At 32.0% G+C, this 13,334-nt stretch carries 10 protein-coding genes and 1 pseudogene; 3 read left to right on the forward strand and 8 right to left on the reverse strand.

Annotated elements, in window-relative coordinates; translation table 11 throughout:
- Positions 1-63 precede the first annotated feature (63 nt).
- A complete protein-coding gene (locus ACNMOQ_RS10070; protein WP_017000861.1) occupies positions 64-1,239 on the forward strand; it encodes a diglucosyl diacylglycerol synthase in 1,176 nt (391 codons plus the stop codon).
- On the forward strand, positions 1,217-2,419 hold the full coding sequence (gene ltaA / locus ACNMOQ_RS10075; RefSeq protein ID WP_064204863.1) for a lipoteichoic acid biosynthesis MFS flippase LtaA: 1,203 nt from the start codon (positions 1,217-1,219) through the stop codon (positions 2,417-2,419). The genes ACNMOQ_RS10070 and ltaA overlap by 23 nt, the downstream gene beginning before the upstream one ends.
- A 111-nt stretch (positions 2,420-2,530) precedes the next feature.
- Here ltaA and ACNMOQ_RS10080 read toward each other — a convergent pair whose 3' ends face one another.
- The 3 genes and pseudogenes from ACNMOQ_RS10080 to ACNMOQ_RS10090 all read right to left on the reverse strand — a co-directional run bounded on the left by ACNMOQ_RS10080 (position 2,531) and on the right by ACNMOQ_RS10090 (position 5,460).
- On the reverse strand, positions 2,531-3,037 hold the full coding sequence (locus tag ACNMOQ_RS10080; RefSeq protein WP_017000863.1) for a 2'-5' RNA ligase family protein: 507 nt from the start codon (positions 3,035-3,037) through the stop codon (positions 2,531-2,533).
- 35 nt (positions 3,038-3,072) lie between these two features.
- Positions 3,073-3,822: pseudogene (locus ACNMOQ_RS10085) on the reverse strand (alpha/beta hydrolase).
- A gap of 78 nt (positions 3,823-3,900) precedes the next feature.
- Positions 3,901-5,460 carry an alanine/glycine:cation symporter family protein gene (locus ACNMOQ_RS10090; protein WP_017000865.1) on the reverse strand — a complete coding sequence of 520 codons (1,560 nt, stop codon included), beginning with the start codon at positions 5,458-5,460 and terminating at the stop codon, positions 3,901-3,903.
- 361 nt (positions 5,461-5,821) lie between these two features.
- Between ACNMOQ_RS10090 and ACNMOQ_RS10095 the strand changes: the two genes are divergently transcribed.
- Complete coding sequence (locus tag ACNMOQ_RS10095; RefSeq protein WP_017000866.1) at positions 5,822-6,934, forward strand: AI-2E family transporter; 1,113 nt, start codon at positions 5,822-5,824, stop codon at positions 6,932-6,934.
- Positions 6,935-7,468: 534 nt separating this feature from the next.
- Here the strand turns inward: ACNMOQ_RS10095 and fabI are convergent.
- The 5 genes from fabI to ACNMOQ_RS10120 all read right to left on the reverse strand — a co-directional run bounded on the left by fabI (position 7,469) and on the right by ACNMOQ_RS10120 (position 13,327).
- Entirely contained in the window at positions 7,469-8,242 is a 774-nt protein-coding gene (fabI, locus tag ACNMOQ_RS10100; RefSeq protein WP_016999367.1) for an enoyl-ACP reductase FabI, read from the reverse strand.
- Positions 8,243-8,392: 150 nt separating this feature from the next.
- Positions 8,393-10,234 carry a cation:proton antiporter domain-containing protein gene (locus ACNMOQ_RS10105; protein WP_064204861.1) on the reverse strand — a complete coding sequence of 614 codons (1,842 nt, stop codon included), beginning with the start codon at positions 10,232-10,234 and terminating at the stop codon, positions 8,393-8,395.
- A 10-nt stretch (positions 10,235-10,244) separates the two neighbouring features.
- Positions 10,245-11,627: a magnesium transporter gene (gene mgtE, locus ACNMOQ_RS10110; protein ID WP_016999369.1), complete on the reverse strand. Its 1,383-nt coding sequence runs from the start codon at positions 11,625-11,627 to the stop codon at positions 10,245-10,247.
- A 50-nt stretch (positions 11,628-11,677) separates the two neighbouring features.
- A complete protein-coding gene (locus ACNMOQ_RS10115) occupies positions 11,678-12,520 on the reverse strand; it encodes an RluA family pseudouridine synthase (protein ID WP_239706378.1) in 843 nt (280 codons plus the stop codon).
- Between the two features lie 3 nt (positions 12,521-12,523).
- Positions 12,524-13,327: an NAD kinase gene (locus ACNMOQ_RS10120; protein WP_016999371.1), complete on the reverse strand. Its 804-nt coding sequence runs from the start codon at positions 13,325-13,327 to the stop codon at positions 12,524-12,526.
- Positions 13,328-13,334 lie beyond the last annotated feature (7 nt).

Genomic DNA, 13,334 nt, shown 5'->3' on the forward strand with positions numbered 1-13,334 from the left:
CACAAATTAAGGAAAATACGTTAAACTATCATAGATAATAAATACAAATACGGAGTGTGGCTAATGGTTTCTCAAAACAAAAAATTATTGATTATTACCGGTTCTTTTGGTAACGGTCATTTACAAGTAACGAATAGTATTGTGAAACAATTTGGTGAAATGAATCTTGATCATTTAACTGTCATTCAACATGATTTATTTCTTGAAGCACATCCTATTATGACTTCTATTGCGAAACAATGGTACATTAATAGCTTCAAATATTTTAGAAATATGTATAAATTTTTCTACTATAGTCGTCCTGAACAAATAGATAAGTGTTTTTATAAATATTATGGATTAAATAAATTGTTAAATTTACTAATTAAAGAGAAACCTGATTTAATATTACTGACTTTCCCTACGCCAGTAGTATCTGTTTTGACTGAACAATTTAATTTGAACATACCTATTGCTACAGTTATGACTGATTATCGTTTGCATAAAAACTGGGTTACACCACACTCAAATCGCTATTATGTAGCGACTAAAGATTTGAAAGAAGAGTTTAATTCAATAGGTATCGACTCAGAATCGATTAGAGTTACAGGAATACCTATTTCAAAACAGTTTGAAGAACCTATCAATCGTCATGATTGGTTAATGAAACAAAATTTAGATCCAAATAAAAGCGTTATATTAATGTCCGCTGGAGCATTTGGAGTTTCTACAGGTTTTTCATCTATGATTGAAAAAATTGATGCGCATGCTAAAGACTCTCAAGTAGTCATGATTTGTGGAAACAATAAATCTTTACGCTCTGATTTAGCTCAATACTTTAAAGGTAATAAAAACGTACTTATATTAGGTTATACAAAACATATGAATGAGTGGATGGCTTCTAGCCAACTGATGATTACGAAGCCTGGTGGTATAACAATATCTGAAGCGTTTGCTAGACACTTACCATTAATTTTTCTTAACCCTGCTCCAGGACAAGAACTAGAGAATGCTGAATACTTTAGTGAAAAAGGATATGGGAAAGTTGCTAACACACCTGAAGAAGCTACTAAACTAGTTATTTCACTTGTAAATCAACCTGAAGAACTTAAAGAAATGACACAACTACTAGAAGAAAACTATTTAGAAAAACCAACTGAAACAATTTGTAAGGATTTACTTTCATTACTAAGCGATTCACTTACTTACAATGAAATTTATGGAAAGGTCCCTATGTATGCCAAATACTTCATCAGGTAAATCATTCTATAAAAAAGATTTTTGGATAATGCTCGTCATTTTATTTATGATGGAATTTGCTAGAGGTATGTATATATTAAGTTATTTACCATTTCTACCAACGACTACAGCGAAAGTAACTGTTGGTATTACTTCTACAGCAATTTCTTTACATTTTATAAGTGACGCGTTAACAAATTTCGTAATTGGTTTTCTATTAAAAAGATTCGGTCCAACTGTAATCTTAACTAGTGGTTTTTTATTAGCATTTACAAGTTTAGCATTAATTATTTTCTTCCCATCACCTGTTATTTATATTCTGAGTGCTATTTTACTCGGAATTGCAGTCAGTCCTATATGGGTGATTATGCTTTCAAGCGTAGAAGAATCATCACGTGGTAAACAAATGGGTTATGTTTACTTTAGTTGGTTAGTCGGTATGCTTTCAGGTATGATATTTATGAATTTATTATTCAAATTACATCCAACTAAATTTTCATTTATGATGGCATTATGTGTATTAGTCGCTTGGGTATTGTTCTACTTTGTTAAAGTACAATTGACTGATTATGAAAGTAAATCTGTAAAAAAACAATTAACAGAAATTGTAGATGTTACAAAGAGACATTTATTATTATTCCCAGGTATATTTTTACAAGGTGCTTCAATAGGAATGCTTGTTCCAATATTACCAACATACGCAACTAAACATATGGGTGTAACAACCTTAGAATATACGATTATTTTGATAGTTGGTGGTATTGGTTGTACAATTTCGATGCTATTCTTTTCAAAACTGATGGATAAATACGCTAAAGTATTTACTCATATTATTATTTTTATAGGCTTCTTAGCTTACAGTTCATTTATTTTTGGATTAACTTTATTAACACAGCTATTTATTGTTATAACAATCGCCCTATTAATCGGTACGATTTACGGTCTATTGTTGCCAGCATGGAATACATTTATGGCTAGTCATATAGATACAAAAGTACAAGAAGAAACATGGGGTGTATTCAACAGCGTACAAGGTTTTGGTACGATGATTGGACCTATACTAGGTGGCGTTATTTCAGAAATATTTGCTGACGTATACTATACAATTTATGCTTCAAGTTTAATTTTCTTATTCTTAGCTTTATTTTATGGTATATACTTTTTAAATGTCCGAAGAAAGAAAAGATCAAATACTATATAAAAAAACAGAGGATATCCATTTTAAGTGGAATATCCTCTGTTTTTTTATTGAACAATTAAGTTCTAGAATAATCTGTTTAAATAATATAATTATGTCTTATATTGTTTAATTTTATCCTAATGTATAAGATGCTTCTTCAGACCAAGTTTCATCATCATTTTGTTTCATTAATTTAATAGTATCAATCGTTTCTGAATGATTGATACCAGCCATTTTAACTTGCCCAAAGATGTCTTCAAACTCTTGGCTAGAAAGACCTTGTGCAATTGTAAAATGTGGGACAAATGGATGTGTGCTTTCACCATAGAATTCACTATTATTAAATTCATTATACAATGCTTCTAATTCATCTGTTTTTGTTACTTTAAAGTATATTACGTTTTTAGTTGGCGTAAAACTAGACGCCTTTGATACTTGAATGTTTACTGGTTGATGTTGTTTAGCAGTTTCCGCAAGTCTATCTTTAACTTTGTCTAGTTCATTGTCTTCAATGTCAAACTTTTCTTTAATAGTAATATGCGGACTAATTAACGCATAGTGTTTATCGTATCTTTTACGATAAGCATTCACTGCTTCTTGGAATGGTTTTGATGGAATAAGTACGATGCCTAATTTCATAATGATACTTCCTCCTTTGTTTGTCTTCTATTTTATTATATCAAACTTTTCTGTTTTTGATGACTTAAAAAGTAACTTAACATGTCTTCTAAGTGTGGTTTCCATGTTTTCCATGTGTGCCCACCCTCTAATTCTCTATATTCGTAAGTTATGTTATATTTTTGTAAAAGTTCACTAAAAGCTCTATTTGGTGTAAGAAAATCAGCATAATTGCCACTAATCAGTTTAAAATGATTTTCTTCTTTTCCAATATAATGTTTAATGTTTAACAACCCTAATGATGAGCACGCTTTAAATTTTTCTGTAACGGTATTGTTAATCATTGGACTAAATAAACCTAGTTGACTAAAATGATGTGGGTATTCTAGACCTGTTAATAAAGCAATGCTTGCTGCTAAACTATCGCCTAATAGTATTCTAGCATTTCCCACTTTCAACGTAGAAAATGTTTTATCAATATAAGGACAAAGCTCTTTCACAACAAATTTTGACATTTCTTTTCTATGCGAACCATCTGGATGAAATTCTTTTCTTCTTTCTTCGACACTTTCATAGTGAACACCTACTATGATTGCTTTATCTATTTGATTCGCAGATCTTAGCTTTTCATACGTTCAATGTATTTGGCCGAATTGGAAGAAATCACGACCATCAAAAGTAATAATCACATGATGTTTATACAAATCTGTATAATCTTTGGGTAAATAGATTGAGACTGTCACTTCCCTTTCTAAAAATTTACTTTCTAAATTAATTTGATCAACTAGACCTACTTTTTTATCCATAAAAAACGCTCCCAACTATACATATAAATACATTGTACAGTAGAGAGCGCATATTTGAAAGCGTTTGATATTTATAAATTATTCTTTAATATCAAATTCTTTTAAACGTTTTGGATAATCTTCATGCCAGAATTTTGCATCTGGAACTTCATTTGGATCGGGTCTATATATTGCATATTTTCCTGAACCTTTTTCTTTCTTTTGCCTTTCGAAATCTTTAAGTGCTCGTAATGCTGGTTTGTGTAGTATCCATATTGCAATAATATTTAACCACGCCATCATACCAACACCTAAGTCACCCATCATCCATGCTACATCCGCCGTTTTAACACAACCATAAATTGTGGCAGCTATGAGCACTACCCGCACAAGATTTATCCATATTTTCTGCTTGTCGGAGGGGACTATAAAGCTGACGTTGGTTTCTGCAATATAGTAATATGCGAGTATAGTTGTGAAAGCAAAGAAGAATAACGCTAATGCGATGAAATATGAACCTATTCCAGAATAGCCTGGACTAAATGTGTAGTCATCTCCTGAGAATGCTTTATCTATACCTGCTTGTGCATACATTGCTGTACCACTCACATCTTTACTACCATCAGCACTTTCTACATAAATTCCATTATCATGAATTAAATGTGGCGATCCATCTTTATTTGTAGCACCATCTGTAGTATTAAATGTACCAGTCATTAAAATCATTAATGCTGTTGCTGTACACACTAATAATGTATCAATATATACAGAGAACGCTTGTACTAATCCTTGTTTTGCTGGATGTGAAACTTCTGCTGCAGCAGCGGCATGAGGCCCAGTACCTTGACCTGCTTCATTTGAGTACAGTCCACGCTTTACACCTATCTCAATCATGGCACCAAATATACCACCAAATGCTGCTTCAGCTCCAAAGGCTGATTTAAATATAAGCGCAATTAACGAAGGAACTGCATCTATATTAAGAATAATAATTAATATTGCAAAACCTATGTAAATAATAGCCATAAACGGAACAACTGCCGTTGCTACATTTGCAATTGATTTAATACCACCAAAAATAATTAACGCTAGTAATATTGCTAAAACAATAGCTATAATCCACGCATTCAAACCGAATGCGTTTTTCATTGAAGAGGCAATCGCATTTGATTGAACACCAGGTAGTAACAATCCTACTGAAAGTATTGTAACAAGTGCAAAAATAACTGCGTAAATTTTTCCTGCTTTACCCTTTATACCAGTTTCTATATAGTAAGCAGGGCCCCCACGGTATTGACCTTTAATTTCTCTTTTATAAATTTGACCGAGCGTTGATTCGATGAAAGCTGAACTAGCACCTAAGAACGCGGTTGCCCACATCCAAAATACTGCACCAGGACCACCGATGAAAATCGCTGTCGCAACACCCACAATATTACCAGTACCAACACGACCAGCTAATGAAACTGCTATCGCTTGGAAAGAAGAAATACCTGTAGGTGATTTTTCCCCTTGAAACATTAATCTTATCATTTCTTTAAAATGTCTAATTTGAAAAAATCGCATCATAAATGAGAATAAAATTCCTGTAAGTAATAAACCATATACAAGTGCTTTACTCCACACTATATCATTGGCAAAGCTAACAATAGATTCCATAATAATCTCCCCTTTGTTGTAAGCCTGTAAGATAATTTCTAAATTCTGAAAATTTGGAAATTATCTTGTTATGATTATACCATGTATAAAAACACAATCAATATATTTTTTCACTTAATAATTATATTATTTGTAAGCGTTTTCTTTGTTGATTTAATCTTTTTTTATATTAATATAGTTTAAAATACTATTAACTTTATATTCATGAAAGATTAATATTTATTCTAATCCGTACAACTTAAAATTAGTATAGATTAATTTACGAATATAGATTTAAAAGTATTTCCAATTATCATTGTCAATTTTCATTTTTCGCTTATAATATAATGGTATACAAAACTAGATTAAAGGAGGTACGCTCTTGTTAAATAAAGCTTGGTTCCGTTCAGGAATCGCCATTCTCCTAACATTTCTAATCATAAAAGTATTTATGGAAATTAATCAGATTTTTTATCCAATCATTGTTATTGTTCAATCGATTTTATTACCTTTATTATTAGGTGGTTTCTTATTCTATATTTGTTTACCATTCCAAAAAATGTTAGAAAAAAGAAAAATACCTAGATGGGGTAGCATCACTATTTTAATGATTGCATTAGTATTCGTTATTATGTTGTTCATTTCTATAGTTGCACCTCTAGTAACAGATCAAATTAACAATTTAATTAGAAACATGCCTTACATCCAGCGTGAAGTACAAAATGCAGTAGATTATGCTTTACAACAAAGAGATAGACTACCAGATAACATTTCTCAAAAAATTAATGACTCTATAGAAAGTATTAGTGGTATTGTGACAGATATGCTTTCAAACTTATTTGGATATATATCTTCATTAGTATCAACACTTTTCTTATTAATTTTAGTACCTTTCTTCTTAATATATATGTTGAAAGATCATGAAAGATTTATCCCGTTTATCGCTAAACCATTTAGAGGACGTACAAAGTGGTTTGTAGTTAATTTATGTAAAGACATTAACCAAACGCTACAAGCTTATATACAAGGCCAAGTAACAGTCAGTTTAATCTTAGGTGTGTTACTTTATATCGGTTATACATTTGTAGGCTTAGACTACGCTCTATTACTTGCCTTGCTCGCATTAGTAACTAATATGATACCATTCCTGGGACCATGGTTAGCTTTCATACCAGCAGCCATTATTTCAATAATTCAAGACCCAGTGATGTTTATATGGGTAAGTATTATTACGTTAATTTGTCAGCAATTAGAAGGTAATGTTATTACACCAAATATTATGGGTAAGACTTTAAGCATTCATCCCCTAACAATTATTACTGTTATATTAGCAGCTGGTAATTTAGGAGGATTCGTAGCTATTTTAATTGCTGTACCAACTTATGCTGTTATTAAGACAATTGTTAGAAATGTATACACACATAGACAATCAATAAGTTCAACAGCATCGAGAACGGTAGAAGATGATCCAATAGTAGATAATGATTTAAAATAATAACTATTTAAAAAGCCGAAACACGAACGCCGTGTTTCGGCTTTTTTAGTGTACGCTACTCTTCTTTCAAGCTATATTCATTTTGCGGTTCGATAATTTTTATTTATCGATCTGTATTTTGCATTTGCGGTTCGATAATTTTTATTTATCGACCTGTATTTTGCGTTTCGGTTCGATAATTTATTTTATCGGCCTGTATTTTTGCATTTGCGGTTCGATAATTTTTATTTATCGACCTGTATTTTGCGTTTGCGGTTCGATAATTTATTTTATCGGCCTGTATTTTTGCATTTAAGTCTGAGACATAACAATGTATCAGACCTCTTTGTTATAGTGGCAGTAGCTAATTAAATTGAAAATGCACTTATATCAAGCTTTTTTTCAATCCTAGTCATCCTTACCGGGGTGGGACTACGAAATCTCTCTCCCATTTTAAATATCATTTCATATAAATAAAAACTCACAATTCGAAGGTTAAACAACAACGAATTGTGAGCACTATTTATGAGACTAGTTTACTTCCCAAACTAATAATTATTTTACGATATGATAACCTGAATCAACATGAATATTTTCACCAGTTACCCCGCTAGAGTAATCACTTAGCAAGTAAGCAGCTGTTTTACCTACTTCTTCTGTGTCTACATTGCGTTGTAATGGCGCACGTTCTTCAATTTCTTTAAGGATAGAGTTAAATCCACCTACACCTTTAGCACTTAAAGTACGGATAGGTCCTGCAGAAATTGCGTTAACACGGATATTATCTGCGCCTAAATCACTTGCTAAATATTTAACATTTGCTTCTAAACTTGCTTTAGCTACGCCCATAACATTATAGTTAGGAACTGCGAATTCCCCGCCTAAGTATGTAGTAGCAACGATACTGCCACCTTCAGGCATAAGTTTTTTAGCTTCTCTTGAAACAATTGTTAAAGAATAAGAACTGATGTCTTGTGCAAGTAAGAATCCTTCTCTTGTTGTATCACTAAATCTACCACGTAAATCTTCCATATTAGCGAAAGCAATTGAATGATAAACGCCATCTATTTTACCGAACTTATCGCCTATTTCTTTAAAAGCATTTACAACGTGATCGTCTTGTTGAACATCGCATTCATATAAATATGCTTCATCTTGGTTTTTTAGTTCGTCGAATAATTTTTCAAGTTGATTTTTACTACGTTCTTTTCTGTAAGTAAATACTAATTTAGCGCCAAGTTCATCTAATACTTTTGCTACGCCGAAACCAATACTTCTCTTATTAGCAATACCCATAATGACATATGTTTTTCCTTCTAAATTAAACATTCATTTAACTCCTTTAATATGTATATTATTCTTTACATTCACTGGTAATGATACCACTGGTCATACCACCTGACAAGCATAATACCTTTATTTTCATTTAGAAAAAAGCAAAAATGAGAAGCAAGTTTCACTCCTCATTTTCACTTTAAATCAAATGAATTCCATATCTTGTTTTAGTTCTGATACATATTCTTTCGAACCTGTAACAATCAGTTTATCTCCATATTGTAATTCTGTATCACCATGCGGTACGATTGAATCTTTTCCTCTAATAATTCGTACGAAAATGATATCGCCTGCAAAAGGAAATGAACGTAATAACACATTGTGGTAACTGTGATTTTTCATTTCGATTTCATATAGTGATGTTTCTACGTTACTTAATAAGTTCAGTACGTTTGGAGATTCAATTAAACCTTTAAGTAATATCTTATTACTTAAGAAACTACTAAAGAATTCAATGTTCTTATCGTGTAATTCATCATCTTCTGAAATGTTTTCTTGCTTACAAATAATACGTTTAACACCATGTTTATGAGCCATTAAAGCTACTTTTTTATTAATAGCATCATCATTTGCAGAACAAACAATGATATCTGATTTAAATAACCCAAGCTCTATTAGTTCTTCTTCAACATAATCATCTAACTCATGTGTTTTAATACTTTCATCTAAATTACGATGATCAGCTAAGTCTTTTCTAAAGAACATAGTCGTTTGATATATGTGTGAATGAATACTTTGAGCAACTGGTATAGATAGTTGGTTTTTACCAATGAAACTTACTTTAACAATTACTTTAGTTTCTTCTGGTATTGGGAATAACTTCTTGAATACTATTGGTACAAACACACATGTTATAACTGCACTTAACACAAGTATACCTGAGATTTCAGGTGAAATAGTGCCTAATTGTTCAGCAATTTTAGCAGCTGCAATTACAAGAGAAAGTGTTGATGTTAATAAAAATGCTGATGAAATTGTTGTTTTCATATCATACCATTTTCCAATAATACTTACTGGTATTAATTTTGAAATTAAGAAAGCAATAAACAATAAAGGTATGATAAGCAACAAGCCTGGTTCTTTTATTAAAGAAGGTATGTTTAAATTTACACCGACCATGATAAAGAATATTGGTATGAAAAACCCATATCCAAATGAATCTAATTTCTCTATCATATCTTGATCTGGACCAAGCAATGAAACAATAACACCTGCTAAGAAGGCACCAAGTATATTTTCAGCCCCTACGCCTTCAGCTAAAGCAACCAATAGTATAATAAGTGCAAATACTGCTCTTATCCCTATTTGTGTTGTTCCTGAAGTTAACTTTTTTAAGAACGGTGATTTAATGAAATAGCCACCAATTATGTAAAATACAATTCCAAATGCGATTAAAATCGTTATTAACCATAGCGGTGAATCACCTTTTGCGTTTATCGTACCGTAAACAGTCAATAGAATCATCGTTACTAAATCTGCTACAACTGCAACTAGTAAAATAAACTGACCTATGCTCGTATGCATAATATTCATTTCTTTAAGCGTTGGAACAACTACGCCTAGACTTATTGTTGAAATGATAATAACCATAAGTAAAACATCATCGATTAAACCTGTCCATTTAAATACAAATGCTAAAAATATAGATAAAATCATAATCATTGAAAAGACGATAGTCATTAAAGATAAATTGCTTGGAATTTTATTCGCTTCTTCATCTTCTGAATGTTTCTTTGACTTAAATGCATTGAAATCAATTTCTAAACCACTTAAAAACATCAAAAAGATAAATCCAAGTGTAGATAAAATGGATAACCAAGCATCCTCTTTAACTAGACCAAATAAAGAATCACCAATTATAATCCCCATTATAATTTCGGCTACGACTACAGGTAAGAAAGATATTTTAAGTCTATTGACTAGTATAGGGGTTAAAAATGCTGCTACTACCACTATTACTAGCGAAGTAAAACTAGAATGTTCCATATTTTTCTCCTTATATTAAATATGACATAAATGCAGTTGCTAAACCAAAATATATTAACATACTAATAATGTCATTAATTGTCGTTATAAACGGGCCGCTTGCTACTGCAGGATCTATATTCATTTTATTCATAAACATAGGTATGATTGCTCCCATTAATGTACCAACTGTCATTGCAATTGTAAGACTGATGGAAACAATCAACGCCAAAACTGGCTCTCTGTATAATAAAATAATAATTAGAAATAAACTAAGTGCACAGCAGAAACCAGTTAATAAACCGGAGCCTGATTCACGTAAAGCGAGCTTGAATTTGCTTTGCTCATCAATTTCCCCTGTGGATATATTACGTACTGAAACGGCTAAAGATTGCGTTCCTGAGTTACCACTCATACCACTAATTATTGGGATGAAAGCTGCTAATAAAGCTACTTGAGATAAGGTTTCTTCGAATTGGCCTAGTATTGATGCTGTAATCATACCTAATACTGTTAAAATTAATAACCAAGGTAAACGTTTCATTGCTGTTTGAAACACAGTATCGTTAGTAGAGTCTATATCAGACACACCGGCCAATTTAGAGTAGTCTTCACTTGCTTCTTCATCCATAACATCTAAAATATCATCGATTGTTATAATACCTAATAAATGATCTTGATAATCAATAACAGGTAATGCAATTAAATCGTAATCTCGCATCGTTTGAGCTACGTCTTCTTGGTCATCTGCTACATTAGAACTAATTACACGTTCACTCATAATTTCTTCGATATATGCGTCGTTTTCTGCGACGATTAAATCACGTAGTGAAATGACACCAGCTAGTTTTTTATTCTCATCTACAACAAAAATAACGTAAATTGTTTCTGCTTGAGGCGCTTGTTCTTTTACATAAAACATAGCTTCCTTTACAGACATTGTAGAATAAACTGAAATGTATTCTGTTGTCATGATACCGCCGGCAGTATCTTCTTCGTAATGAAGTAACGCTTTAATTTCACGTGCGTCTTCCCGGTTCATAAGCGTGAGCAAAGTGGCAACTTTATTCCTAGATAACACGTTTAGAATATCTACTGCGTTATCGTAAGACATATCACTTAACATTTCACTCGCGTAATTGGCATTCATATTTTGAAATATTTCTTCATATTCTTCGTCATCTAATTCAGTGGTTTCAAAGAAATCCGCAACTTCATTAGGTGAAAGAAATTGATATATTTTTTGCTTAAAGGTGTCATCACATATTTCAAAGTATTCACCTTGATCATAAGTATGTAAGCGTAAAAATTCTTCTCGAAATTGATCAATATCATTGTTCTCTAATAAAGCATCTAACTGTTCTTTATCAAATGCTTCATCTTCGACATATTGCTCATTATTTTCGTTTGCCAATCTTGCCACCTCCTCTTAAAAAATTCAATTCATTATAGCACATCTACGTATTATAAGTGATAATGGACATCATCTTCAATATAAATTTTTCTTTTCGTAATTGGGTGTTCAAATTCCACAACATGACATTGTAATAGTTGGTGAGAGTATGCTGTTTCATTAGAACCATACAAACTATCTCCTACAATAGTATGGCCAATGTGTGAAAGGTGAACACGGATTTGATGTGTTCTTCCGGTAAATAATTGTAATTTTAATAATGAGCGCGTATCTTTTTGGTTCAATAATTCGTAATATGTATGCGCAAATTTTCCCGAGTCAGAAACTTCTCTTTCTATAATAGAATGTCTCGCTCTCGCTATAGGTGCAATGATATCGTCACTTTTTCGTTGCACTAAACCATGAACAATTGCTAAATAAAATTTATTAATAACCGTTTGTGACATCATATGGTGCAATAGTTGATGTTTCGTAAATATAACTATACCACTTGTCCCTCTATCTAAACGTGTAACGATATGTGGTATTGTTTGTTCTTCATTTTTATTCATATGGTATAGCACCGCTTCAACTAAACTATTGTGCGGGTGTTCTCTCGAAGGTGCTGTATTAATGATAGCTGGTTTAGACACTATAATTAACCATTCGTCTTCATATAATATATTTAATGTAATATCACAAGGCTCTAAATTAATGCTTGGCGTTTCATTCGGTAAACATACTTCTACTTTATCCCCTTGTTCTAATACTTTTCTTACAGTTGCATGTTCCCCATTAACAAATAAAGCACCATTTTTCTTAATGGCGCTTAAACTCTTTTTAGATATGCCTTTGTCATATAAAAATGTCTTTAACAACATAGTCGATGTTGCATTATATTGTAAAGTTTTCATATGTTAATCCTCATTTGAGATAAATGAATCATGCACTCTTTTCCAAAATGGGAAAGGTCTGAATCTAGCAAATCTCACTTTTTCATTTGCAACTCTATATTGTATAGACTCAATATTTTTATGTTTAACGTTAACATGATCAATCGTAACTTGTAATGTATCTTGATTAACTGGATGTATGTGACAAACGTGATGTTTAGGTAATACTAGTGGTGAGCCAACCGTTCTAAACACTCGGTTGTTTATAGATGCGATTTCTGCAATTTGCATCGCTTCTAAAGATGGATGTATTAAAGCACCACCTAATGCTTTGTTATAAGCAGTTGAGCCAGACGGTGTAGATACGCATAAACCATCACCTCTAAAGCGCTCAAATTGTTCTCCTCTCAATACTAAATCCACAACTAATGTCGCACCATCATCTGTTTTGATTGTCGCTTCGTTCAAAGCAAGATATCTTGTTTCATATCCACCCTTTTTATAACGAACAATTACTTCTAACAATGGATACTCTATTACTTGATATGTAGAGTTATTAATTTCAATAATAAGTTTTTCAACTTCATGCGGTAGCCAGTCAGCGTAGAAACCTAAATGTCCTGTATGTACGCCGACAAAACTTACATCCCCTAGCATGTGACTATACTGGTGAAATGCTTGCAATAATGTACCATCTCCACCTACCGAAATTACAATATCAGGAGATTCTTCATCTTGAACCATATTAAAATCAGTCATATGGTTTTTCATTTTGTACATTAACGCATTAGACTTAGAGTCACCTTTTGACAAAATATTATATTTCACAGCATTC

Source organism: Mammaliicoccus lentus (assembly GCF_947036595.1).
GTDB classification, from domain to species: Bacteria; Bacillota; Bacilli; order Staphylococcales; family Staphylococcaceae; genus Mammaliicoccus; species Mammaliicoccus lentus.

Excerpts from the sequence above, each read along its gene's own strand:
- ACNMOQ_RS10115 (WP_239706378.1), bottom strand. The coding sequence starts at position 12,520 with ATGAAAACTTTACAATATAATGCAACATCGACTATGTTGTTAAAGACA.
- ACNMOQ_RS10090 (WP_017000865.1), bottom strand. The coding sequence starts at position 5,460 with ATGGAATCTATTGTTAGCTTTGCCAATGATATAGTGTGGAGTAAAGCA.
- ACNMOQ_RS10070 (WP_017000861.1), top strand. The coding sequence starts at position 64 with ATGGTTTCTCAAAACAAAAAATTATTGATTATTACCGGTTCTTTTGGT.
- ACNMOQ_RS10105 (WP_064204861.1), bottom strand. The coding sequence starts at position 10,234 with ATGGAACATTCTAGTTTTACTTCGCTAGTAATAGTGGTAGTAGCAGCA.
- fabI (WP_016999367.1), bottom strand. The coding sequence starts at position 8,242 with ATGTTTAATTTAGAAGGAAAAACATATGTCATTATGGGTATTGCTAAT.
- ACNMOQ_RS10080 (WP_017000863.1), bottom strand. The coding sequence starts at position 3,037 with ATGAAATTAGGCATCGTACTTATTCCATCAAAACCATTCCAAGAAGCA.
- ltaA (WP_064204863.1), top strand. The coding sequence starts at position 1,217 with ATGCCAAATACTTCATCAGGTAAATCATTCTATAAAAAAGATTTTTGG.